A 23,518-nucleotide genomic window follows, 5' to 3' on the forward strand; every position below is an offset into this window, starting at 1 on the left:
GCGGAAGATGAGGTATCTACTCACTCAGAGCTTGAACTTCGCCACCATTCCATTGAAGGACGTCGCCAGTCGCGACAGCTCTTGACTCGATGCGTTGGTCTGATCGGCGCCTGCCGCACTCTGGGTCGAGAGGTCCTGAATGTTCAGCAGGTTACGGTCCACTTCGCGGGCCACCTGAGCCTGTTCTTCAGAAGCCGAGGCGATCACCAGATTACGCTCGTTGATGGTCGCGACACCCTGAGTAATCTTTTCCAGCGCAGAACCGGCGCGCAGGGCCAGTTCCTGAGTATTGGTCGCCAGCGAAAGGCTCTTGCCCATGGCCGCCACGGCGCCATCGGCACCTGACTGCACGGTGCTGATCATGCCTTCGATCTCGACGGTCGACGCCTGAGTGCGATGAGCCAGTGCGCGCACCTCGTCAGCCACTACCGCAAACCCGCGCCCCTGTTCACCTGCACGTGCCGCTTCGATGGCTGCGTTGAGTGCCAGCAGATTGGTCTGTTCGGCAATGCTGCGGATCACGTCCAGCACCTTGCTGATCTCACGCACATGCCCGGCCAGTTCGGAAACGGCCTCGGTCGACTCGGTGATCTCATGCACCATGGTGGTGATGCCTTTGACCGTGTGATCCACCTGACCGCGACCATCGACAGCGTCTTCGGTTGCGGTCTTCGAGGCTTCAGAGGTCGACACGGCATTGCGGGCCACTTCTTCCACGGCCGCTGTCATCTGGTTCACGGCAGTCGCGGCCTGCTGGATTTCGTCGTTCTGACGAGTCAGCCCACGGGTGCTCTCGTTGGTGACAGCGCTGAGTTCTTCTGCCGCCGAGGCCAATTGATCCGAAGCGCTGGCGATCTGTTGAATGGTGCCCTTCAAACCGTCCTGCATGTTAGACAGGGCATCGAGCAACAACCCGGCTTCATCGCTACTGGTGGACACGATCGGCTGGGTCAGGTCACCGCCCGCGATTCGTTGTGCGCTGACCACGGCCACCGCCAGAGGGCGGGTGATCATGCGGGTGATGAAGATTCCCAGCAGAATCGCCACAATGAACGCAATCACGACGCCGATCTCAAGCATCAACACGGATTTGTTTCTCAGCTCTGCAGCCGCTACAGCGCCTTCCTTGATCTGACGATTGTTGGAATCGATGATGGTGCGCAGATAAGCGCGAATTTTCACGAACCCGTCGGTAGACAGATCGTTGAGGCGAGTCCTGGCGCCTTGCAGGTCACCGGCCCTCATCAACTCGATCACTTGCTGCGACCCCGCAATGTAGGCAGGCAACATCTGCTCAAGCTGATCGCCGGCGACACGCTCGTCGTCTTCAAGCGGCGTCGCTCGGTAAATGGCGAACACTTTCTGAGCGCGAGCAAGGTCATCGGCAATCGCCTGACGAACACGCTCCTTGTCGGTTTCCGATACGCCACCATCCTGCGCATCAAGCAGGCGATACAGGCCACGGTTATGGGCAGTCATGCTGGTCAGCGTTTCGTTGGTGTTACTCACCGAAACCAGATTGTTGGAAAACGTCAGCTCCAGCGCGTTGCCCAGACGGGTCACCCCTGTCATGCCCAGCCCACCCACAGCCAGTGTGATAAGCGCACAGATGATGAACGCCGAGAGAAGCTTGGTCGAAAACTTGAACTGACGCAGAATATTCATAGGGTGGACCGTTGCGATATGAGGGATAACGACTACGCTGAAATGATTTTTCACTCAGCAATGATGTCATAGTGACTTCACTCATCTCGCAAACGTTCAACACCCCACAAAATTAATTACACCTCGGCATATCATGCTGCGCAGCAGTCATTAGAGCCCTGCCAGACCCTGATGGTTGATGATCAGTGAAGCAGAATTGGCGGTTGTGCCCCGCCCGGTCCTTCATGCCGCTCAACAAAGTCCCTCGCCTCTTGCGTCATGCGGTCAAGACGTCGGTCACGTTCCTTTTCGGCATCGGCCATTGCCTTGTCTCCGTGCTGTTTGAGCAGGTAGGCGTGAATCTGTCGCACTTCCACCGAACTGTAGATCGGCGCGATGTCCATGACTGCGAGCAGGCCTTCAGTACCATGATCACGGGTGTTCATGATCACGTGCGGCCCGCGGGCACCCAGCACCTGAAAACCCAGTGACTCGAAATACGGCACCTTGTCGACCACGCAGTACAACTCCGCGTGCGGGTATCGGCTGACCATCTTCTCCAGCATCGTGCGCGCGATGCCCTGTCCCCGATGGCTTTCCCGAACCGCCAGATAGGTCACGGCGCACGCGTCCGGATCGCCCTGCACGGGCAGATACAGCAGAAAACCCAGCACCGTCTCCGGATCTTCGTCATCCAGGGCCACGATCAGCTCCACGGTCATGCTGCCGGAGCCATTCATCGCATTGAGGTAAAGATGCACCTCGTAACCGACGCCGTACTGATAGAGGTTGTACAGCGGATTGCTCGGCGCAATGGCAACCAGACTGATGTCGGTCACGTAATCCACCACCATCTGCTGGATCTGGCTTCGAATGAATTCTGGCGGCGGGGTTTGCAACAGCATGACAGTGGACATTGAACGTCTGGCTCCGAAGGGTAAGGCTTGCCTGAGGCAGGTGACGCGACATGATAACCCGACGGGATGATATGAACCGAATCCCGGAGCTTGAACGGATAAATCCATACCGACCTATGAATGGGTAATTTCCTGCCTAACTGTTACAGCGTATTTCTTAGTTCAAGTTGCCAACATGAAAATTGACTATCAAATAGCCACTACTTTTCGAGTGTTGGCACTGATTAGTCTGGTACGTTCGTCCTTGAACAAAAAATCGGTGAGCGGCTTTCTTTTTATGAACAATACGACTGGTTTTCATTAACGGACAAACGTCGCCAGGCCGCGCACTGAAGAGCGGCACTCAAAAAAATTATTAACATGATCAATATCAATGACTTATAGAATTAACATTTAAATATGAAGTCATGTCCTTACATGAAAATAATGTTAATGACAGCCCCCTGAAAACTCACCAACACTATTTTCAAGACAACTAGTCAATCGGTTCCACTGCCCCACAAGTATTTATCTCAATCACCCCGATTGATTTTTATAATCGCTCACTTCCCCCCCGCGCGCATAACATGGCCCGGCCTACTAAAAAAATATGAGGGATTCAAAAATGCCGTTATTAAACTGGTCCAGAAACATGGTTCGTTTAACAGCAGTCGGCCTTATCAGCATTCCGGCCGCCTACGCAGCCGACACTCTGACCCGCGACAATGGCGCGGCGGTCGGGGACAATCAGAACTCTCAGACAGCCGGCGCCCAAGGCCCGGTACTGCTGCAGGACGTTCAACTGCTGCAAAAACTGCAGCGCTTTGACCGCGAACGTATCCCGGAGCGTGTGGTGCATGCCCGCGGTACAGGCGTGAAAGGCGAGTTCACCGCATCGGCCGACATCAGCGACCTGAGCAAGGCGACCGTCTTCAAGTCCGGCGAAAAAACCCCGGTCTTCGTCCGTTTCTCCTCCGTGGTGCATGGCAATCACTCTCCTGAAACCCTGCGCGACCCACACGGCTTCGCGACCAAGTTCTACACGGCAGACGGTAACTGGGACCTGGTAGGCAACAACTTCCCGACCTTCTTCATCCGCGATGCCATCAAGTTCCCGGACATGGTGCATGCTTTCAAACCTGATCCACGCACCAACCTGGACAACGATTCGCGTCGTTTCGACTTCTTCTCCCACGTGCCTGAAGCCACCCGCACCCTGACCCTGCTCTACTCCAACGAAGGGACACCCGCCGGCTACCGCTTCATGGACGGCAACGGTGTGCACGCCTACAAACTGGTCAATGCCAAGGGCGAAGTGCACTACGTCAAGTTTCACTGGAAAACCCTGCAAGGCATCAAAAACCTTGACCCGGACGAAGTGGCCAAAGTCCAGTCCAAGGACTACAGCCACCTGACCAACGATCTGGTCGGCGCAATCAAGAAAGGCGATTTCCCGAAATGGGACCTCTACATTCAGGTGCTCAAGCCTGAAGATCTGGCCAAGTTCGACTTCGATCCTTTGGACGCCACCAAAATCTGGCCCGACGTCCCCGAGAAGAAAATCGGTCAGATGGTCCTGAACAAGAACGTCGACAATTTCTTCCAGGAAACCGAGCAGGTCGCCATGGCCCCGGCCAACCTGGTACCCGGCATCGAGCCGTCTGAAGACCGCCTGCTGCAAGGTCGCGTGTTCTCTTACGCAGACACTCAGATGTATCGCCTGGGTGCCAATGGCCTGAGCCTGCCGGTGAACCAGCCGAAAGTCGCCGTGAACAACGGCAACCAGGATGGCGCGATGAACGCCGGCCACACCACCAGCGGCGTCAACTACGAGCCAAGCCGTCTGGAGCCGCGTCCATCCGAGGAAAGCGCGCGCTACAGCCAGTTGCCAATCAGCGGCACTACCCAGCAGGCGAAGATCACGCGCGAGCAGAACTTCAAGCAGGCGGGTGATCTGTATCGCTCCTACAGCCCGAAAGATCAGACCGATCTGGTCCAGAGCTTCGGCGAGTCGCTGGCCGATACCGATACCGAAAGCAAGAACATCATCCTGTCGTTCCTGTACAAGGCCGATCCAACCTACGGCACTCGGGTAACCGAAGTGGCCAAGGGCGATCTGGGCAAAGTCAAATCGTTGGCTGCCAGCCTCAAAGACTGATGATCTGATGTCCCGCCCCGGCGCTCGAAGGCCGGGGCGGTTCAGGCCAGACCAGGAGAACGCTCATGAAAACCCTTCTTTACGGACTGCTGCTGTTGACCGCCGTTGCTCACGCCGAGCAACCTGTACCCGCCCAACCCGACCCTGTCCAATCGACGCCTGCCCAGAACCTGACCGCCGAACAGACGGCCAGCCAGTTGCGCACGCTGTTCTTCGATGCTTCGCGCGAAGGCAACAATCCGATGCTGGATACCTTCATCGAAGCGCATTACGACCTTAACGTCCGGGACGAGCAAGGCTATACCGGTCTGATACTCGCCGCCTATCACGGTCACGAAGATTCTGTCGTACGCCTGATCGATGCCGGCGCTGATCCTTGCGCCAAGGACAAGCGCGGCAATACCGCCCTCATGGGTGCCATTTTCAAAGGTGAGCTCAGCATCGCCAAACGCCTTGTGCAGGCCGATTGCGGCGCCAACCTGACCAACAATGCAGGCCAGACGGCCGCCATGTACGCGGCACTGTTCAAACGTACCGAGGTGCTCAAGGAACTGACCGACAAAGGTGCCGACCTGAGCCTGCGCGACAGCATGGGCAATGATGTGCAGGGGTTGTCCAAAGGTGAATTTCAGGTCATGCCGACCCGCTGAAACACGATCATCGATTGGCCGCTCGATGGAAAACTGCCATCCGTATCAGGACAGCAGTTTTTGTCGACCCGATTCGATCGTCAAACCTGACCGTTGTCGCTCCTCGGAGAGCCATGCATCTCTCCCGAACCCGGCTCGGCGCCTGTGACCGGCACTTGCGCAGAAGGATCGGATTGCATCCTCTGCATCATGACCATCAATGTGGCTTCATCATCCTCGCTGAGCATGACCGATGCCGTTGCGTCTACGCCATCGACAGCGCGAAGCGGATGCGGCTGGTGGCGAGGTCAGTCCTCGCGCTCGATCATTTCGTAGATCCGGCTGGCGAGCGCTTCCATGGTGAACGGCTTGGTCAGCACCCACATGCCCGGATCCAGATGGCCGTTGCCGATGATGGCGTTTTCCGCGTAACCGGTGATAAACAGCACCTTCAGGTCAGGACGGATGACCCGCGCTGCGTCGGCCAACTGACGACCGTTCATGCCGCCCGGCAAGCCTACGTCCGTGACCAGCAGGTCGATGCGCTTGTCGGATTCCAGCACCTTGAGCGCCGATGCGCCCTCGCCCGCTTCGATGGGAATGTAGCCCTGATCTTCAAGCACTTCGGCCACAAGCATGCGGATCGTAGGTTCGTCGTCGACGATCATCACGGTTCGCAGGCTCTGGGTTTTCAGCGATTCGGACGCCTCGATGGTTTCGACCTCTTCAGGCGCACCGACGTAATGACGCGGCAGATAAAGGCACATCGTGGTGCCCTGGTCCGGTTCGGAATAGATCCGCACCTGACCGCCGGACTGACGCACGAAGCCATACACCATCGACAGCCCGAGACCGGTGCCCTGCCCCAGCGGTTTGGTAGTGAAGAAGGGATCGAAGGCGCGGTTCATCACCTCGGGGGTCATTCCCGTGCCGGTGTCGCTGACACACAGCGACAGGTATTGACCGGGTGAAAGATCACGGGTCTGGGACCCGCGCTGGTCGATCCACTTATTGGCGGTTTCAATGGTGATCCGTCCGCCTCTCGGCATGGCGTCCCGGGCGTTGATGCACAGGTTCAGCAGCGCGTTCTCCAGTTGCGGCGCATCGATGAAGGTTGACCACAGCCCGACCGAGGTCACGACTTCCACCGTAATGTGCGGCCCCACTGTGCGTCGAATCAACTCCTCCATGCCCACCACCAGTCGATTGATATCGACCGGCTTGGGGTCCAGTGTCTGCCGCCTGGAGAACGCCAGCAGGCGGTGGGTCAGTGACGCGGCGCGCTTGGAGGCGTCTTGAGCGGCGGCCACGTAGCGGTCGATTTCAGTGAAGCGCCCCTGGCTGAGACGATTCTTGAGCAGCTCCAGCGAGCCGGTGATGCCCGTCAGCAGGTTGTTGAAGTCGTGAGCGATACCACCGGTCAACTGGCCGACCGCTTCCATCTTCTGCGACTGGCGCAGCGCCTCTTCGGCTTGCGTCAGACGCTCCTGCTCACGGCGCCGCTCGCTGACGTCGTAAGCGAACAGATAGGCACCGATCGGCTGGCCCTCGGCATTGCGCAAGCTGCTGTAGCGCATCTCGAAATGGCTGGCGGGATCGTTGGAATCAGTGAAGTTGACGCTGATGGCGAAATCTTCGCCTGACAACGCCCGAGCCCAGCGCTGGTGAAGACCGGCCTGACTTTCGGGCCGATCAATGAGCATCTCCAGCATGCTGTCGCCGACCTTGGGCCGTACGCCGAACAGTCGCTCGAATTCTCGTGACGCCGAGCCGTTGATGGCAATCCAGCGATAGTTGGAGTCGATGACATGAATGAACGCGTTGGTGCCGTTGACCACATCGGCAAGCACATTGCGCTCGGCCACTGCTTCAACAACACGGGCTTCAAGGGTTTCGTTGAGGTGTTGCAGAGCACGCTCGGCACGCTTGCGTTCGGTGATGTCCTGAAACAGCACGGCAACCTGCTTGCGGCTGGCCGGTTCGATGCGAAACGCCGTCAATGCCAGATAGCGGCCGGTTGCCTCCAGCTCACGCTCGAAGCGGATCGGTTCGCCGGTGGCCAGCACCTTGCCGTAGAACCTGACCCAGTCGTCGGCCTCTTCGCGCACCATCTCGCGCAGCCTTTTGCCGACCACGTTGGGAATGCCCGCGTGGTATTCGTAAGCCGGGTTGGCCTCGATGTGGATGTAATCACTGAGCGGGCCATGAGGGCCGTCGAAAAATTCGATGACGCAAAAGCCTTCGTCCATGGCGTCGAACAGAAAGCGGTAACGCTCCTGGGACACTGCCAACGCATGCTCGGCCTCGCGCCCGTTGACGCTCAAACGTTCCTTGAGCAGGGCATTTTCGTCCTCCAGGGCCTTCATGCGGCTCTGAAGATGTTGCAGTTCGGTCGGGGTCAAAACGGCTTTACCTGGAAGAATGGTCGTTGCCGTTTCCCCATTCAACAGGCCGGCACAGGCACGCTACGAGAAAAATGGCTCGCTGGCAAAAATAATGGAGATGTGCAGCGCAAAAACGATGCGTGGGCATGCAGCCCGTGACGCTCTGCGTCACATTTTCGAGCGAACAGACGTTTCTCGCTCAGCTACCGCACGCCTGCGCAGCCACTCGTCCGCCACCTGGCCCATACGCTTGGGTTCGGCGTCGGTAATCCAGGCCATAAAAGCGCGATCAAACCTGAACTGCGGTCCGCATTGTTCGGTCATGAAGCGTCGTACGTTCTGGGTGTTTCGGTAGTGGGCATCTACGGCGGTGTCGCGGGTAATCAAATCGCTGTGCCAGTCGAATGTCATGTCAGATCCAACCAAAGAGGAAACGCGGTCCGTTATAGCGCGATTCTGACGTGACCACGAATCAGGCTCGGTTCGCATGAGCATAAAAGCCCTCTACGGCAGCTGATTCGTCAGTTCATTTCAGGTCCTTGAATGGACATTTCTCTTTCTCTTGAATGAAATTTCCGAGAAAATCCTGCCCCCTTGCGCCTCTCGATTCGGGCCTCTAATGTGCGCCGGTCGCTGCCAATCAGCGATCGGGTTTAGTAGCCCGTGGTCGTTAGTCGCATAGCTCCACCAGCAAGTCAGGCGAATTATCGCTGAGCTTTATGGTGGCTGTGCGTCAGGGCACCCTCGGGTGCGCCGGTTCCTAACGCCCGGTCTACTAACCTCACGCACAGCCACCACCCTTTCGTTTATTAGCGAACGGGGGTTGGCTATTCTCAAGCGTTAGGAGTTACCAAAACACATGCAATCTACCGAATCCGATTCACTGTCAAACCCTGCAAACCCGCCACGCCCTCTCGCCACCCTCGAACAATCCCTGAACTACGCCGCCGAACTGCTCTGCTGCGCCGCTGCCACAGCCTACGAAAGCGGTGATCGCCTGAGCGGAATCGAGATCAGCGCGTAAGATGAGGCCATGGCCCGTTAACGCGCAGGCATTTGCGGGCCAACGACAGAGAGCCCCATGACGAAACCGGGCACCTGCGAATTCAATTCCCTTGCGCTAAACATCGCCCCCAGGATCAGGAATTTGAATCTGGCGTCTATCAGCGTGTGTGGTTCGAATTATTGCACCGATGCTTTCTGAATGGCATCCAAGCAGCCCCACTCCAAACCGATGGAGATCAGCTATCGGACAGGCGCGAATCACCATGGATCGTTCTCAGTTGGGCAAGGCTTGAGCAGCTCCAGATCAGTGCCACTCCCGACGCTCGTGTCGACAGCGCCTTCGGCATCAAGATAGATATCAGTGCCCCAAAGGGTTGGGGTTATCACAACGCAATGTCGTCCAGCAGAGCCCCCCCACCATTCAAGCCTCATAAAAAATCTGTCATTACGTAATAGTTCGCCCCAATCGAAAGAGCTTTCGCCCGGAAAAAGCGTCCCTCTGTAAATCCGGTGATTGGTATTCCAGATAAAACCTAACGTTTTTTTTGCCTCGACCGGATAATGGAGCCATGCATCGGGGGTGATAAGACTGACGACGACCAATGGAGAGACTAGGAGCATAATGCAGCAGAAAGACTTAAAACCAAGGCCTGGCGTTCTATGCCGCATACGTTAATTCCGGCATATGGACAACGACAACGATCACTGGCATTTGGAATTTGCCCCGCCGTAACATGCATGGACCCGCACACCACACTCCCAATCCGATACACCTACCCCTAGCACCTTATTCATGATCTCCGTTGCCGTAAGCCCTCCCATTGGATGGGACTCGTATAACTCCATACCGATCGTGATTGAAATACGATCTGGCGCATCGTCCCAAGCTCTAAGACCCTCAATATTTTCAAAACGGTGAGGTCCTCTACGCCCCGATGGATTCAATGCAAACCTGACGGCATCCGAGGCTATTTGTTCCAACCCTGCACCGTCCAGTAAAACTGCCTTACTGAATCCCGCAGCGGTACCAATATACCCATAATGGATATTTGACCAAATATCATAAAAATAATCGTACGGCCCCTGTTTGTGCCAAACCCCAAATATCTTCTGCAACTCAACCTTATGATCCCAAGGTCTATTTTGACCCACTTTTTCAGTCCATATTGCCATAGCAGCCAATGAATTAGACCGACCAACTTCTTGGGGATTATTATGAGCACCCAGCTGTGCGTACCAAGGTAACTCAAGCCATTTTTCCATCTCATCGACTACATTGTATTTGAGCAGTTCCTTGATCCTCAGCACTGTGGTATCGAATACATTACGGTTCATTTCCTCTGCGATATAACCGGCCAGTTGTTCCATTTTGTCCGGATGCTCACAAAGTGGTTGTTCAGACGAGTTCGCCCGGGATGCTTCTGTTGGGCTATAGGCATCAACCAGTGCACCTGCCTTTTCAGCCCTGTCCAAAAGCTCTGGATCACTCATTAACGCGTCCAGCCTGACCTCATCCACCGAACCGTCATCGCGCAACATCCCGAGCCGGGAAAAGTCGACCACACCGCCACTACTCGCGTTAAACCCACCCACCACATCCGGGCTGCCGTTGACGATCATTCCGCCATGGCTGGTAGGGCTGCCCAGATGGGCCATGGGGCGGCCGTTGATCAGTATCGACGGGAAGCCCGATACGATAACAGCGCCGCAGGCACAGACGTCGCCGACCCGCGCGACGTTCATGACGTTGGCGAGCACATCGCCGGACGCGCTGACGATGGGTGTTGGAAGGTGCCCGGGAATGGGGCAGACGTGCAGGTCGCCCTGGCGTGCGGAAGGAATCATGTGGGGTCCTTTGCTTCATCGCCTGCGGAATGCAGGGGTGACGACGCTAAAGGACAAGCTCGAAGTTATATGTCAGACGCTTCCGAAGCTGATGCACGAAGCCTCACTATATTGAGGCCTGTTCATTCCCCGGCAAAGGGCACCAGCGAATCCAGCAGCCACGAACCGGCCGGCCCCAGGCTGCGTTGAAACGACCAGATCACATCCACGGCCGAACGGCGCGGCCAGCCGGAAACGTTGAGTTCCTTGAGCAATCCGCCTGAATAACGCGACACCAGCCAGCGCGGTAACGCCGACCAGCCGAAGCCGAAGGCGGCCATGTCCATCAGCAACAGGTAATTGGGTGCCGACCAATGCCTGTGGCCGCTGGTGGGCAGGTCATCGGTGGGTATGCTTTGCTCGACCAGCGTGTTGAGGCGCAGCGCCCGGTAGCGCGCCAGTTGCTGATAATCGACCCGCTCCAGCGCGGCCAGCGGGTGCTTGTGCGACACGAACAGACCGAAGTCGGCACACTCGTCGATGGTCGCATGGCCGATCTCCGGCGGATAACTGGACTGCGCCGAGAGCAGACCCAGCGATGCCCTGCCCGACTGCACCAGGCTGATCGCATCCCCATGTTCGGCAAACACGCATTCCATCTCCAGCTCGGGAAAGCGCTGATCCAGCTCGGCCATCAACCGCTCGAAATCGGCAAACTGGTTGGCGTCCGACAGCACCAGCGTCAGCCTTGGCTCGACGCCCTCGACCAGTCTTCCTGCGGCACGGCGCAAGCGGTCGGCAGCGCACAACACATCATCGACCCGGCCCAGCATCACCTTGCCTGCTTCGGTCAACACCGGCTGACGTGACGAGCGATCAAACAGTTCCAGACCCAGATCTATCTCCAGCCGGGCAATCGCTTCGCTGATGGTCGACTGGCTCTTGCCCAGCCGCCGTGCCGCCGCACTGAACGAGCCCAGCGCGGCGATCTGTGCAAAGGCTTCCAGCGCCTCGGGTGAATAACTCATGAGCGACCTCTATCGGTTTTACCGATGGCAATGATTTTCAGCTTAACGCAAAGACCGATGATAATGCGGCTACGAATGACCACAAAGGACCGACGCGTCATGAGCCGCACTCTCACCAATACCTCTGAACAGACTCAGCTACCGGGCAAATCCCTCAAGGAGCGCATCCTGCACGCCGGCCTGTTCGAGCTGGGCGGCGTGATCCTGGTCGCCCCGCTGCTGGCCTGGCTGATGAACCACTCACTGACCCTGATGGGCGCGATGACCGTCATGATCTCCACCGTCGCCATGCTCTGGAACATGGTGTACAACGCGTTGTTCGACCGCCTGCGAGCCCGGACCGGCTTCGCCATGAGCCTGACCACGCGGGCGCTGCATGCGCTGGGTTTCGAGGGTGGCCTGATTCTGGCGGTCGTGCCGCTGGCCGCCTGGTGGCTGTCGATCAGCCTGTTCGAAGCGTTCGTGCTGGATATCGGCCTGCTGTTGATGTTCCTGCCCTACACCATGCTATTCAACTGGGCCTACGACAAGGTGCGTGAGCAGGTCCGGCAGCGGCGCCTCTCGAAATGCGAGGCGGTTTGAGGCCCCATCATCCATCAGGCCTGTAAATGCAGCGCATAAGGATTTGCGGTTGGATTATCGGCCCGCCTCTGGAGCACACTGTCAGACCTGACAACGGCAAAGGACCCGCAACAATGGCGACTGAAATACTCAAACTGGCTGCGTTCAGCGACGGGGATCAAGGGGGAAACCCGGCTGGCGTGTGGATTGGCGAGGCACTGCCTGACGATCAGGTCATGCAGCAGATTGCCGCCGACGTCGGGTTCTCCGAAACCGCGTTTGCTGCGCCTCTCGATGGCGACTGGCGTGTGCGTTATTTTTCGCCGCTGGCCGAAGTGCCGTTCTGCGGTCACGCGACGATCGCCCTGGGCGCAGCACTGGCCGCGCAGCAAGGCGACGGCGTGTTCAACCTTGCGCTCAACAACGCACGGATCACTGTCGAAGGCCACGCTCAGGGTTCGCTGACCTCGGCCGCGCTGCAGTCCCCCGCCACGCACAGCAAGCCGATCAGCACAGAACTTCTGAACGAGGCCCTGGCGCTGTTCGGTTATACGCATGCCGATATCGATACTCGCATCCCACCTGCCTACATCAATGGCGGAGCCGGGCATCTAATTCTGGCGTTGAACAGCCGGGCAACGCTCAAGGCCATGAAGTATGACCAGCAGACAGGACGCGACCTGATGGTCCGCGAGGGCTGGGCCACGATCCTGCTGGCGTATGCCGAAAGCGAGCAGTTTTTCCATACCCGTAATCCGTTTGCCTTCGGCGGCGTATACGAAGACCCGGCAACCGGCGCAGCGACGGCAGCACTGGCGGGCTATCTGCGTGACATCGGCTGGCCACACGGCGGGGTCATCGACATTCTGCAGGGCGAGGACATGGGCAGCCGTTCGCGCCTGCGCGCCGAGATACCGCAGCAGATCGGCAGCTCGATCCGCGTGTCCGGCATGGCGCGCAGACTTTGAGGTTCAGGTCCTCAATTTGCTTCCGCCGATTGCGACGCCCAGCAGCATCACGGCGACGATCATGAAGGCGACCTCAAGGCTGCTCACATGGGCGATGAAGCCGATGGCAGCAGGCCCGATCAGAATACCGGCGTAACCCACGGTGGTGATCGCCGGGATGGCCACGCTTTGCGGCATGGTTTTCTGCCGACCGACTGCGCTGTAACACACCGGCACGATGTTCGAGCAGCCTGCGCCGACCAGCGCATAACCCAGCAGTGCCGCTTCCCAGACCGGAATCAGTGTGGCCACGCCAAGACCTGCCGCTGCGCACAGTCCGCCGAGGATGATCACCCGGTTGGAGCCCACCCGGCGCACGACCGCATCGCCGAACAGCCGCCCCAACGTCATGGTCACTGCGAACACCGCATAGCCCAGTCCGGCGTAGGATGCCTCGACACTGCGCAACGACGTCAGGAAGACCGCGCTCCAGTCCAGCATTGCGCCTTCGGCCAGAAACACCGTGAAGCACAGCAGCCCGATGAACAACACCACACCCTGCGGAATCGCAAATGCCGGCCCGTCCGAGCGGCTGCCGTAGGACAGAAGATTGGGCGCGGCCTTCGCAAGTGCCAGCAGCGTCAGCGCGACGACGACCAGCATCGACGCGAACGGCGAAATGCCCAGACTGAGCAGACCACTGACACCGGCAGCTCCGACAATGCCGCCCAGACTGAACAGGCCGTGGAAACCCGACATCATGGTCTTGCCGCTGGCCCGCTCGACGATCACCGCCTGCACGTTAGCCGTACAGTCCACGCCGCCCATGCTGGCACCGAACAGAAACAGTACCGCGATCAGCAACGGCAGACTCGATACGGTCGCCAGCAAAGGCAGGCACAGACAGATCAACAGCGTAGAGCTCACCAGCAGACGCCGACAACCAAAACGCGCCGCCAGCGCCCCGGCCAGCGGCATGGCGATGATGGAACCCACGCCCAGACACAGCAGCAACAAGCCCAGCGTCCCTTCGTCGAGCCCCATCCGTTGTTTGGCATAAGGCACCAGCGGTGCCCACGAGGCCACACTGAAACCGGCAATGAAAAACGCAATACGCGTCGAGGACTGTTCGGCCCGAGCCTTGGCATCCTGGGCTACGGTGCTGAAAGAGGTCATGCATGCTCCTTGTTGAGGCGGGATGCCGTCAGCACAGGTGACGATCCGGATAAAAAGGGTTAATTGCGGGCTTACACCATAAATGCAAGTCTAAAAATTATGAGCTTATACCTTAAAAATCAAATACACCTGTTATCAAGTTAGGCCAAAAGCCAGTATTCATTGATCAAAACAGAAAGTCGTTATTAATCATAAGCATCAATAGCGATAGGCGTACACGTCATTCAAATACATAAGCTCTATAACGTCTTTTAATAATCTTTGGTTCTATGGACGCGTGTTGCCATGCAGTAAGCGTCGATATAGATTCAGTTTCGCACGTAACCGGTGCGACCGTCTGCCGCAACGACTTCGCCATGAAGCATCGAACGCGTCAGGGAAGAACCTGTAATTCAAGGAAGACTGGTTTATGGATACGCTTCATTCAGACAGCGAAATGTCCTCGTTCAAGGCAACCCATCAGTACTTTGCAACCGTTTTGAAGCACCCTTCGCACAACCGGAGCGCTGACGCCTCGTTGCACTCACGGCTGGCGAAAACCCTGCAATTGAGGTCGCTCGAACTGAACTGCGCCACTGTCGAGGCACGTGCCGGATCAGCGATTGAAACCCGACAGACGACGCCTGCCCCGGCTCAGGCTCCAATACACAATGACAGACGCCGTCGCCGGCGTGATTCCACGATATAGGGCAACCCGGCCCGCTTTACCGACTTGACCGAACGCTGAACCTGATCGGCTTGCCCCCAAAGGCAGCCCAAAAGGACTTCGTGTACGCGTTCGCCCGTGTTTTCCAATGAATACATCGATTTTACCGATGTGGAGATGATTATGACTGGACTCAGAGTTGGCATCGTTGGTCTTGGCGCACAGATGCAGGAAAACCTGCTGCCCACACTTCTGCAAATGCCGGATATCCGTATTGTTGCGGTCTGCGACAGCGACCGCAGCCGTGCCGAGCAGATCAATCGCTTCGTATCCCATGTGATGATTACCGACAACTTCGACGAGATGCTTGCCTCTGCTCAGGTCGATGCGGTGGTCATGGCCTGCCCGCCCCAGGCACACCGGGATCTTGCATTCAAGGCAATGGCCAGGGGTGTGCATGTTTTCGTCGAAAAACCGCCTTGCTTCACCCTTGCCGAGCTGGAAGAGCTGATCGACGCCAGCCGTCGCTCCGGCGTAGTCACGGGTGTCGGCATGAACTTCAAGTTCGCCAAACCCATGGGCCAGTTGCGGCAGATGACCGGCACCGAGCAATTCGGCGAGATCGTGCATATCCAGCTCAATCATTACGCGAGCAAACCGACCTCACCGCTGTGGGGGCTTGATTCGACCCTGCGGTCTTTCCTCCTGGCACAGGCGATCCACACCATCGACCTGGGCGTGACCTTCGGTGGCGGAGAACTGCGCAATATCGAGTCGCGGGTACAGCGCCACGGCGACTCGCTGCTGGTGAGCCTGGAGCTGCAATTCACCACGGGTGCCACGGTCAGTCTGCTCAGCGGCACCATGTTCCCCTACTTCGAATTCGACATGAAGATCGTCAGTTCGAACTCGATGATGGTAGAGCTCAACAATCTGTGGAACATCACCATGCACGAGCCGGTACACGGCACCAGCGCCACCGGTGCAGGCAAACGCTGGCGTGGAGCCTGGCAGCCGGGGCCGCTGGATTCGGGCTACGAACGCAGTGGTTATTTCGGCGAACTGGAAAAGTTCTTCGCCGCGGTGCGCAACAAGACAGCCTATGAGGCGAGTTTCGAAAGCCTGCGGCCAACCTACAGGGTCATCGAGAGCATCTGCGACGCAGACGCGGTTCGCCCCGACCTTGCCCTCAGCGCCTGACCCCTCGCCCATCAAACACTTGTTTCGGAGCCTGCAAACATGTCAGCCAACCTTTCAAATGCCATGACCGCACGTCCACCCGTTTCGGATAAATATCGTCCGGTGTACGCCGACGACCTGCTGACCATGCAGCAGACACTGGAGCGCCCGTTGTCGGGCACCAGCGATGTGGTCGGTGAATACGAGAGCAAGCTTGCGGCCTGGTTCGACGCCCGGCATGCCATCGCCGTGTCCTCGGGTGGCGCCGCACTCAGCGTAGCGATCTATGCATCGGGTGTAGGTCCGGGCGACGATGTCCTGCTCACGCCCAGCTGTCCGCTGTGCACCATCTACCCGATCATCGCCGCAGGGGCCAACCCCATTTTCGTCGACACCCGCAGCCACGGTTTCGGCGCCGACCCGGCATCGATCAAGGCACGCATCACGCCGCAGACCAAGGCAATCATCGACATCCCGATGTGGGGCTACCCAAGCGAAGTCGATGAACTGCGCAGCCTGACTCAGGCGCTGGGCATCAAGCTCATTCTGGACCTGGCTCACTCCCATGGCACTACCCTCAAGGGTCAGCCGCTGTCCCGGTTCGGCGACATTTCATGCTTCAGTACGCACGAACGCAAACCACTGGCGACCGGCGAAGGCGGCTTCATCCTTACCGATGATGATGCCCTGGCCAAGCGCTGCCGCGACTACAGCCGTTTCGGCAATCTCAACGGCAAGGATTTCGGCCTCAACTACAAACTGGCTGCACTGCCCGCAGCGCTGGGCGGCAGCCGTCTGGCCTCGCTGTCCGGGCAGATCGAGAAGCGCAGGGAGAATGCGGCGTACTTTCTCGGCAAGCTCGATCACAGCAAAGTGCGCGAAAAAACCATCATCGAGGGCGGTCAGCCGAACTATTACTTTCTCAATCTCGAACTGCACTTTGCCGACAACCGCGCGTTCATTGACTACCTTGATGACGCCGGTATTCCTTCCGACATTAAACGCTATGGATGCAAGGCGTTGTACGAATTTCCGGCACTGGCGCAATACCGCAACGAGTGTCCGAATGCCGAAGCCCTGCTGGCGGGCATGACGACCATCCCGGTTCACCCGGACATCACCCACGCCGAACTGGATTACATGGCCGAGCGCATCAACCAGTACGGTGCCGTATAAATGAACGAACCACTCGATCGCTCACAACTGGATCGGCACTTCACGGCATCCGGGTTCGTCTTGAATCCGGACCGGAAGATGCTGCTGCTGCATCACCGCAAGCTCGGCGTCTGGCTTTATCCGGGCGGTCACATCGAGCAAGGCGAAACCCCTGACGTGGCCGTGTTGAGGGAGATTTTCGAAGAGACCGGCATTCACGCCCACCTGCTTGGCGAACGAGATGAAGCGCTTGCCGACCCCGAAACCGACGTCACCGTGCTGCACCAGCCGTGGCGGGTGCTGTGCGAGTACATCGACGACAAGCGCGGGCCGCATTATCACCTGGACCTGATCTACGTCACGGCGACCCATCTGCGTGCCTGCCCGGACGACAGAGAAGTGGAACATGCGCGATTCTTCAGCCTTCAGGAAACGGCCGATCTGAAGATGTTTCCCAACTTCCGGCGAATGGTCGACCGGGTCTTTGCAGACGATGCGCTGTGGGATCTGGTGGGGATGAAGGTGTCGTCATGAGCCTGCGAACCCTGACGCAGAAAGGCGCAATGGACTCGCCTGACGACCTGCGGGAACTGGAACGGGCCCTGTATTCGGGCCTGACCGGCACCTCGCCTGTGGTCGAAGAGTACGAGACCGCCCTCGCTACGCTGTACGGCGTTCGTCATGTGATCGCCGTGTCGTCGGGCGCGGCCTCGGTCACCGCTGCGCTGGCCGGAGTGGATTTCCAGCCGGGCGACGAGGTCATCGTTGCGCCGACCGGTCCCATCTGTACGGTGCTGCCGATTCTCTCGCTCGGGCTGGTGCCGGTATTTTGCGATGTAGCGCCAGACAGCTTCGGGCTTGACCCACAGGACCTGCGACGTTGCATCAGCAAGCGGACCTGTGCCGTCATCGAAGTGCCGATGTGGGGTTATCCGATCCGCTCGGACGAGACCTGGGCGTTTGCGAAGGATGTCGGGGTCACGCTGATTCAGGACCTGGCCCACGCTCACATGACACGCTTGGAAGGAACCTGGCTCGCACGGCATGGCGACATCAGCTGTTTCAGCACCCATGACTGCAAGTTCATCTCGACCGGCGAAGGCGGCTTCGTGATGACTGACGACGACCAGCGGGCCAGCCGCATCCGTGCCTACACGCGCTTCGGCAACCTGACCGGAGAAAAACTGGGCATCAATCTGAAACTGGGCGGCCTGCAGGCTGCGCTCGGGCTGGCGCGCTCACGAAACCTTGTGAAGCACCGGGAGCGTCGCCTGGATAACCGCACGCGGTTGCTGGGCCTGCTGAACAACCCGGCGTTCCGCGAGTTGCCACTGGTTCGGCATGGCGAAACCAATGGCTATTCACTGTTGCTGCAATCGGTCGGGCATGACGGGCGTCAGTTGGTTCACTACCAGCAACGGCACGGCATCGAGTCGGACATCGGCAAGTACGACAATCAGCCGCTGTACCAGATGCCGATACTCACCCGTTATCACCGCGACTGCCCAAACGCTGCCAGGCTGCTGCGCTCGCTGACGACGGTGCCATTGCACCCGAGCCTGACGGACGACGACCTGCATTACATTGCCAAGGTGCTCAATGACTACTCCCCGAACTGAACCGGCTTCGCGTGCAAGGCATGCAGTGGTGATCGGCGGCAGTGTAACCGGCTGCCTGACTGCAGCCGTGCTCGCAAGTCGTTTCGAGCGTGTGACCGTGATCGAGAAAAGCGACTTCCACGACGAGACCGGGCCGCGTCAAAGCATTCCACAGGAACACCATGTGCACCTGCTGCTGTTGCGCGGCAAGCAGATTATCGAAGGGATCTTTCCCGGCATCCTGAGCGCACTCGAGGAAGGTGGTGCTCAGGTGGCAGATCTGGGCCATGACGTAAAATGGTTTCAGGGCGGCCGCTGGAAAAACCGTTATCGCAGCGGCATCAACGCCCACTATTGCAGCCGCAGGCTCATCGACAACCAGTTACGCCGCTGCCTGAAGAGCGTGCCGCAGGTGGACATCCTGTCCGGCACACGGGTCACGCGCATCGAGTTTGCCGGTGACAGTGATCAACGCCATGTGCGCGGCGTGTTCATTGACGACGGCACGGGCGAGCGCAGCCTGTCCTGTGATCTGCTGGTGGACGCGAGTGGCCGGGGCACACACCTGCCGTCGTGGCTGAAGGAGGCAGGCTTCGGCACGGTACAGAACAGCGTGGTCAAGACCGAACTGGGTTACGCATCGCGCATCTACCGCAGAGTTCCCGCGTTCGCCGAGCAGTGGAAGGTTCTGCTGGTACTGCCAAAGGCTCCGGTCCAACGCTCGATGGGCGTGATCAGCCCCATCGAAGGGGATCGCTGGATGGTGACCACCGGTGGCTGGTTCGGCCACTTCCCGGGCAAGGATCCGGACGATTTTCTGCAGGCGCTGGCCAATCTGCCGGTGCCGGACATTCACGACGTTATCCGCGAAGCAGAGCCCCTGTCCGAGGTATTCACTTTCAAGATGCCAGGCAGCCGCCGCACTCACTACGACCGGCTCGGCAACTGGCCGCAAGGATTGTTGGTCGCAGGCGATGCATTGAGCAGCATGAATCCGCTGTACAGCCAGGGCATGACCATTGCCGCGCTCGAAGCCGATTGCATCGATTCCAGGCTGGAGGCGCTGCTGGAGGGTTCGCTGAGTTGCCATCAGTTGCAGGGCCTGCTGTGTGCGGTGGTCGATGGCGCCTGGAACATGGCCACGACTGAAGACTTCCGTTTTCCGGAAACGTCGGGCGAACGTACCTGGCGCACCCGTTTCGACCACTGGTACGGCGCGGGGCTGGGCAGACTCTCGGCGAACAATCGTCGTGCGCTGGAAACCCAGATAGGCGTGACCAATCTGGTGGTAGAGCCCGGCCGGCTTTACGCACCCGCCATTGCCTCGCGCATCGCGCTCAACGCCCTCTTGCCCTGGAACACCCGACAATGATCAACGACCTCCTGCACTTTACCGGCGTCGAACACGTGGTGTTCGACTGGAACGGAACCCTGATTGACGACATCGATCTGGCAGTCTGCGCCGTCAACCGGTGCGGCGAGCATTACGGTGTCGCGCCCATCACCGCTGACCAGTATCGGGCTCGATTCGACTTCCCGATTGCCGGTTTCTACGCGGCGCTGGGTTTTGATCTGGACTGTGTGCCCTTCCCGATCATCGTCCAGCGTTACCTTGAACACTTCGATGCCCACGTGGCCGAGTGCCCGCTGCAGCCTTATGTCATCGAATTTCTCGACGCCGCCAGACGCGCCGGCATTGGTGTGTCGATCCTGTCGGCATCGCATTGCGATGTGCTGGTCCAGACGCTCAAGGCCAAGGGTTTGTATGACCGCTTCGAGCATGTCGTCGGGCTGAACCATAACCAGGCCACCAGCAAGACCGCCGAGGCCCTGGTGCTGCAGAAAACACTGGGCACACCCGCTTCCAGGACCCTGTTCGTCGGCGACACGCTGCATGATTTCGACGTCGCCTGCTCAGTAGGATGGTCGCCGATGCTGGTCTCGACCGGCCATCAGGACGGCGAGCGCCTGCGCCTCAGTGGCGCCCCGCTGTTCAGGAATCTGGGCGAGCTGCTGGAACGTTTTGTGCCTGCCCGTACCCTGCAAACCGAAACCGGGAGCGCCTGATCGTGGAGACTTCACAGACGGTTCTGGTCGGCCTGATCGCCACAGCCTTGCTACTGCGTGCGATGGTCGCCTTCTACTACCGCGACAGCACACGCATCCTGCGCCTGCTCAAGTTGATCCCGCGAACGCCCGGCCGCAAGGAACAGTATTACCGGCCACTGGACGGCTGGTTCGCACCGCTGCCCTTCCTCTGGACATGGCTGGATATAGTGGCAGCCGTGCTGCTGGCCTCGCTCTATTCGACGCCACTGATGTGGCTGGTGGTGGTGCTGTGGACGGGTGGACGCCTGCGCGCCCTGCAGGAGTTCGGACACAACGCCGTGCACTTCGCGCTGTGCCCGCACCATGAATGGCAATGGTGGCTGAGCAACGTGTTTTACCAGTTTCCGGCCTTCAAACGCGATATGCGCAGCCGCCATCAGACTCATACGCTGGAACACCATCGCAATCCCAACCACCCGAGCCTGGACCCCAATCGGGCCAGGGTTCACGCGGGGGGTTACGTCACCGGCATTTCTCCCGGCAGCTTTTACGCGCTGTTGCTCTATCCGCTGACGCCGCGTGGCGCCTGGGTCAACCTGACGACCATGGCCCGCAGCAGCCTGCTGAATCACTCGCACCTGACCACCGTGGTGCGCGTGGTGTGCCTGCTGACCGTCGCCGCGCTGCTTTACTGGGCAGGCGGCTGGAAAGGCGTGCTGTTTGGCTGGCTGGTTCCACTGCTGACCTCCTACCCGGTGTTCGCCTGGGTGTCGCTGCTCACGGAACATCGCTGGTTCGTCGAAGGGACCTCTCGCGACCGGCGCGATCTGGAGTACCTCGCAGGTCGTCCGACTGATTATTTCGGCCTCACCGGCTGGCTGATCCGCGTCTTCATTGCCCCCACGTCCGATGCCTATCATCTGGCGCACTCGCTGTACCCGGGCGTTCGCTGGAACTACCTGCCTGCGATAGACCGTCACCTGAAAATCCATGAGCCACGCTACAGCAACAACGCCAGTGAAGGCCTGTTGCTGCGACGCGGCAGCGCACCGACGGCGCTTTCCGAACTGTATGAACGTCTGGTCGCCCGCACCGGACAACCTGAAACCACCCTGAAGACGAGAGGCAGCGTGTGACCAACTCATCGGCATCCCGACAGATTCAACGGATCGGCATCATTGGCGGCAGTGGACTTCAACAATTGCCCGGCCTGAAGGACATCCAGCAGGTCGAATGCGAAACGGCATTCGGCAAACCCTCTTCTCCCGTCACACTGGGCACACTCAACGACGTGCCAGTGGCCTTCGTACAGCGCCATGGCATCGGACACACCATCCCGCCGTCGTTCATCAATGTGCGGGCCAATATTGCCGCGCTGCGCAGCGTCGGTTGCACCCAGCTGTTATCGGTCAGCGCGGTGGGCAGCCTGACCCACGATGCGCCGCCGGGCAGTTTCGTGCTGATCGATCAGTTCATCGACCGTACGATCCAGCGCGAAAAGACGTACTTCGGCCCGGGCCTGGTCGGCCATGTACCGTTTGGTGATCCCGTCTGCTCCCGCATGCGTGCCGTGCTGGCGGCCAGCGCGCAGACCGCCGATGTGCAGGCGCTCAATGGCGGTACTTATGTGGTCATGGAAGGGCCGCAGTTTTCGACCCGGGCCGAATCCAGTCTGTACCGTCAATGGGGCGGCACGGTGATCGGCATGACCGCCATGCCGGAGGCCAAGCTCGCACGCGAAGCCGAGCTTTGCTACGCGATGATCGCCATCCCCACCGACTTCGACTGCTGGCACGACTCTCACGAAGACGTGAACGCGACGCTGGTGGCCGAGCGAATGGCCGACACTTTCACGCTGACACGGCGCCTGGTCACTGAAGCCGTCACACGCCTGGGCGAGCACCACGGCACCTGTGAATACGGGTGCGACCATGCGCTGGACACCGCCGTGATGACCGCCCCGCAGCACCGTGATCCGGAAATGATCGCGCGCCTGCTCACCGTGGCTCCGAACGCCACTCACCTGGGAGCCAAGTCATGACAGGGCCTGTCGCCACCAAAGATCGAGTGCGCATCAGGCAGGTCGATGTGCTGTCGGACAACTGGTACGTGCTGCGCAAGACCACCTACGACTTTCTCGGCCGCGACGGTACGTGGAGCACCCTTAGCCGAGAGACGTATGACCGGGGCAATGGCGCGACCATCCTGCTGTACAGCAAGCTGAAACAGACCATCGTGCTGACCCGGCAATTCAGGTTTCCTGCGTTCGTCAACGAACACGACGGCATGCTCATCGAAACCTGTGCCGGCCTGCTGGACCGCGATGATCCGCACACCTGCATTCGCAAGGAAACCGAGGAAGAGACCGGCTATCGCATTCAGGAAGTGCGCAAAGTGTTCGAAGCCTTCATGAGCCCGGGATCGGTCACCGAGCGGCTGTATTTCTTCGTTGGCGAATACTTTGATGAAGACAGGCTGAGCGCAGGAGGCGGCCTTGAAGGTGAAGGCGAAGAGATCGAGGTGCTGGAACTGTCTCTGGATGAGGCGCTCGGCATGATCGACACCGGAGAAATATGCGACGGCAAAACCATCATGCTGCTGCAATACGCCAAACTGCATCGACTGCTGGAGTGACCCTG

21 protein-coding genes and 1 pseudogene are annotated in these 23,518 nt (G+C 58.9%); 14 read left to right on the forward strand and 8 right to left on the reverse strand.

All coding sequences use genetic code 11. The annotated features are described in order from the left end of the window. Window positions 1-24 precede the first annotated feature (24 nt). From KDX39_RS26700 to KDX39_RS24400, 3 genes and pseudogenes are all read right to left on the reverse strand, one after another. Window positions 25-888, reverse strand: a complete 864-nt coding sequence (locus KDX39_RS26700; protein WP_442964579.1) for a methyl-accepting chemotaxis protein — start codon at window positions 886-888, stop codon at window positions 25-27. Further along, window positions 883-1,665, reverse strand: a pseudogene (locus KDX39_RS26705) (MCP four helix bundle domain-containing protein); the annotation flags it as partial. The pseudogene KDX39_RS26705 and the gene KDX39_RS26700, both read right to left, overlap by 6 nt. Before the next feature lie 182 nt (window positions 1,666-1,847). Continuing rightward, window positions 1,848-2,561, reverse strand: coding sequence for a GNAT family N-acetyltransferase (locus tag KDX39_RS24400; protein WP_231662113.1), 714 nt, complete (start codon window positions 2,559-2,561; stop codon window positions 1,848-1,850). 631 nt (window positions 2,562-3,192) lie between these two features. Between KDX39_RS24400 and katB the strand changes: the two genes are divergently transcribed. Both katB and KDX39_RS24410 read left to right on the forward strand, forming a co-directional pair. Next, window positions 3,193-4,698, forward strand: coding sequence for a catalase KatB (gene katB / locus KDX39_RS24405; RefSeq protein ID WP_231662114.1), 1,506 nt, complete (start codon window positions 3,193-3,195; stop codon window positions 4,696-4,698). Between the two features lie 65 nt (window positions 4,699-4,763). Then, window positions 4,764-5,348 (forward strand): ankyrin repeat domain-containing protein, encoded by a 585-nt coding sequence (locus KDX39_RS24410; protein ID WP_122445905.1) that lies wholly within the window; start codon window positions 4,764-4,766, stop codon window positions 5,346-5,348. A 287-nt stretch (window positions 5,349-5,635) separates the two neighbouring features. On the opposite strand, the gene KDX39_RS24415 is transcribed toward KDX39_RS24410, so the two are convergent. After that, complete coding sequence (locus KDX39_RS24415) at window positions 5,636-7,729, reverse strand: hybrid sensor histidine kinase/response regulator (RefSeq protein ID WP_231662115.1); 2,094 nt, start codon at window positions 7,727-7,729, stop codon at window positions 5,636-5,638. A 150-nt stretch (window positions 7,730-7,879) separates the two neighbouring features. Next, window positions 7,880-8,122 (reverse strand): DUF6434 domain-containing protein, encoded by a 243-nt coding sequence (locus KDX39_RS24420; RefSeq protein WP_231662116.1) that lies wholly within the window; start codon window positions 8,120-8,122, stop codon window positions 7,880-7,882. A gap of 448 nt (window positions 8,123-8,570) precedes the next feature. Here KDX39_RS24420 and KDX39_RS24425 point away from each other — a divergent pair, with 448 nt between their 5' ends. Next, complete coding sequence (locus tag KDX39_RS24425; RefSeq protein ID WP_231662117.1) at window positions 8,571-8,735, forward strand: hypothetical protein; 165 nt, start codon at window positions 8,571-8,573, stop codon at window positions 8,733-8,735. A 683-nt stretch (window positions 8,736-9,418) separates the two neighbouring features. Here the strand turns inward: KDX39_RS24425 and KDX39_RS24430 are convergent. Then, complete coding sequence (locus KDX39_RS24430) at window positions 9,419-10,561, reverse strand: polymorphic toxin type 44 domain-containing protein (RefSeq protein WP_231662118.1); 1,143 nt, start codon at window positions 10,559-10,561, stop codon at window positions 9,419-9,421. A 122-nt stretch (window positions 10,562-10,683) separates the two neighbouring features. Next, complete coding sequence (locus tag KDX39_RS24435; protein WP_004883824.1) at window positions 10,684-11,568, reverse strand: LysR family transcriptional regulator; 885 nt, start codon at window positions 11,566-11,568, stop codon at window positions 10,684-10,686. A 99-nt stretch (window positions 11,569-11,667) separates the two neighbouring features. Between KDX39_RS24435 and KDX39_RS24440 the strand changes: the two genes are divergently transcribed. Continuing rightward, a complete protein-coding gene (locus KDX39_RS24440; protein ID WP_231662119.1) occupies window positions 11,668-12,150 on the forward strand; it encodes a multidrug/biocide efflux PACE transporter in 483 nt (160 codons plus the stop codon). A gap of 113 nt (window positions 12,151-12,263) precedes the next feature. Continuing rightward, window positions 12,264-13,097: a PhzF family phenazine biosynthesis protein gene (locus KDX39_RS24445; protein ID WP_231662120.1), complete on the forward strand. Its 834-nt coding sequence runs from the start codon at window positions 12,264-12,266 to the stop codon at window positions 13,095-13,097. Between the two features lie 3 nt (window positions 13,098-13,100). On the opposite strand, the gene KDX39_RS24450 is transcribed toward KDX39_RS24445, so the two are convergent. After that, window positions 13,101-14,252, reverse strand: coding sequence for an MFS transporter (locus KDX39_RS24450; RefSeq protein WP_231662121.1), 1,152 nt, complete (start codon window positions 14,250-14,252; stop codon window positions 13,101-13,103). An 829-nt stretch (window positions 14,253-15,081) separates the two neighbouring features. Here KDX39_RS24450 and KDX39_RS24455 point away from each other — a divergent pair. Genes KDX39_RS24455 through nudK form a run of 9 tightly spaced genes read left to right on the forward strand, consistent with a single transcriptional unit; the run spans window position 15,082 to window position 23,513 of the window. Beyond that, window positions 15,082-16,098 (forward strand): Gfo/Idh/MocA family protein, encoded by a 1,017-nt coding sequence (locus tag KDX39_RS24455; protein ID WP_184319808.1) that lies wholly within the window; start codon window positions 15,082-15,084, stop codon window positions 16,096-16,098. Window positions 16,099-16,137: 39 nt separating this feature from the next. Beyond that, a complete protein-coding gene (locus KDX39_RS24460; RefSeq protein WP_231662122.1) occupies window positions 16,138-17,253 on the forward strand; it encodes a DegT/DnrJ/EryC1/StrS family aminotransferase in 1,116 nt (371 codons plus the stop codon). Further along, window positions 17,254-17,766, forward strand: a complete 513-nt coding sequence (locus KDX39_RS24465; RefSeq protein ID WP_210040960.1) for an NUDIX hydrolase — start codon at window positions 17,254-17,256, stop codon at window positions 17,764-17,766. Continuing rightward, complete coding sequence (locus KDX39_RS24470; protein WP_231662123.1) at window positions 17,763-18,851, forward strand: DegT/DnrJ/EryC1/StrS family aminotransferase; 1,089 nt, start codon at window positions 17,763-17,765, stop codon at window positions 18,849-18,851. Before KDX39_RS24465 ends, KDX39_RS24470 begins: the two co-directional genes overlap by 4 nt. After that, window positions 18,832-20,202, forward strand: coding sequence for an NAD(P)/FAD-dependent oxidoreductase (locus KDX39_RS24475; RefSeq protein ID WP_231662124.1), 1,371 nt, complete (start codon window positions 18,832-18,834; stop codon window positions 20,200-20,202). The genes KDX39_RS24470 and KDX39_RS24475 overlap by 20 nt, the downstream gene beginning before the upstream one ends. Next, on the forward strand, window positions 20,199-20,897 hold the full coding sequence (locus tag KDX39_RS24480) for an HAD family hydrolase (RefSeq protein WP_231662125.1): 699 nt from the start codon (window positions 20,199-20,201) through the stop codon (window positions 20,895-20,897). The genes KDX39_RS24475 and KDX39_RS24480 overlap by 4 nt, the downstream gene beginning before the upstream one ends. A gap of 2 nt (window positions 20,898-20,899) precedes the next feature. After that, window positions 20,900-22,015, forward strand: coding sequence for a fatty acid desaturase family protein (locus tag KDX39_RS24485; protein WP_231662126.1), 1,116 nt, complete (start codon window positions 20,900-20,902; stop codon window positions 22,013-22,015). Then, window positions 22,012-22,920 carry an S-methyl-5'-thioadenosine phosphorylase gene (mtnP, locus tag KDX39_RS24490; protein WP_231662127.1) on the forward strand — a complete coding sequence of 303 codons (909 nt, stop codon included), beginning with the start codon at window positions 22,012-22,014 and terminating at the stop codon, window positions 22,918-22,920. The genes KDX39_RS24485 and mtnP overlap by 4 nt, the downstream gene beginning before the upstream one ends. Beyond that, window positions 22,917-23,513 carry a GDP-mannose pyrophosphatase NudK gene (nudK, locus tag KDX39_RS24495; RefSeq protein WP_099228360.1) on the forward strand — a complete coding sequence of 199 codons (597 nt, stop codon included), beginning with the start codon at window positions 22,917-22,919 and terminating at the stop codon, window positions 23,511-23,513. Before mtnP ends, nudK begins: the two co-directional genes overlap by 4 nt. The last annotated feature ends 5 nt before the right edge of the window (window positions 23,514-23,518 follow it).

Source organism: Pseudomonas sp. CDFA 610 (assembly GCF_021147865.1).
Lineage (GTDB): Bacteria > Pseudomonadota > Gammaproteobacteria > Pseudomonadales > Pseudomonadaceae > Aquipseudomonas > Aquipseudomonas alliivorans.

Bases quoted from the DNA above. Each gene is read 5' to 3' on its own strand.
- KDX39_RS26700 (WP_442964579.1), bottom strand. From the start codon at position 888: ATGCAGGACGGTTTGAAGGGCACCATTCAACAGATCGCCAGCGCTTCG.
- KDX39_RS24400 (WP_231662113.1), bottom strand. From the start codon at position 2,561: ATGTCCACTGTCATGCTGTTGCAAACCCCGCCGCCAGAATTCATTCGA.
- katB (WP_231662114.1), top strand. From the start codon at position 3,193: ATGGTTCGTTTAACAGCAGTCGGCCTTATCAGCATTCCGGCCGCCTAC.
- KDX39_RS24410 (WP_122445905.1), top strand. From the start codon at position 4,764: ATGAAAACCCTTCTTTACGGACTGCTGCTGTTGACCGCCGTTGCTCAC.
- KDX39_RS24420 (WP_231662116.1), bottom strand. From the start codon at position 8,122: ATGACATTCGACTGGCACAGCGATTTGATTACCCGCGACACCGCCGTA.
- KDX39_RS24425 (WP_231662117.1), top strand. From the start codon at position 8,571: ATGCAATCTACCGAATCCGATTCACTGTCAAACCCTGCAAACCCGCCA.
- KDX39_RS24430 (WP_231662118.1), bottom strand. From the start codon at position 10,561: ATGATTCCTTCCGCACGCCAGGGCGACCTGCACGTCTGCCCCATTCCC.
- KDX39_RS24435 (WP_004883824.1), bottom strand. From the start codon at position 11,568: ATGAGTTATTCACCCGAGGCGCTGGAAGCCTTTGCACAGATCGCCGCG.
- KDX39_RS24440 (WP_231662119.1), top strand. From the start codon at position 11,668: ATGAGCCGCACTCTCACCAATACCTCTGAACAGACTCAGCTACCGGGC.
- KDX39_RS24445 (WP_231662120.1), top strand. From the start codon at position 12,264: ATGGCGACTGAAATACTCAAACTGGCTGCGTTCAGCGACGGGGATCAA.
- KDX39_RS24450 (WP_231662121.1), bottom strand. From the start codon at position 14,252: ATGACCTCTTTCAGCACCGTAGCCCAGGATGCCAAGGCTCGGGCCGAA.
- KDX39_RS24455 (WP_184319808.1), top strand. From the start codon at position 15,082: ATGACTGGACTCAGAGTTGGCATCGTTGGTCTTGGCGCACAGATGCAG.
- KDX39_RS24460 (WP_231662122.1), top strand. From the start codon at position 16,138: ATGTCAGCCAACCTTTCAAATGCCATGACCGCACGTCCACCCGTTTCG.
- KDX39_RS24465 (WP_210040960.1), top strand. From the start codon at position 17,254: ATGAACGAACCACTCGATCGCTCACAACTGGATCGGCACTTCACGGCA.
- KDX39_RS24470 (WP_231662123.1), top strand. From the start codon at position 17,763: ATGAGCCTGCGAACCCTGACGCAGAAAGGCGCAATGGACTCGCCTGAC.
- KDX39_RS24475 (WP_231662124.1), top strand. From the start codon at position 18,832: ATGACTACTCCCCGAACTGAACCGGCTTCGCGTGCAAGGCATGCAGTG.
- KDX39_RS24480 (WP_231662125.1), top strand. From the start codon at position 20,199: ATGATCAACGACCTCCTGCACTTTACCGGCGTCGAACACGTGGTGTTC.
- nudK (WP_099228360.1), top strand. From the start codon at position 22,917: ATGACAGGGCCTGTCGCCACCAAAGATCGAGTGCGCATCAGGCAGGTC.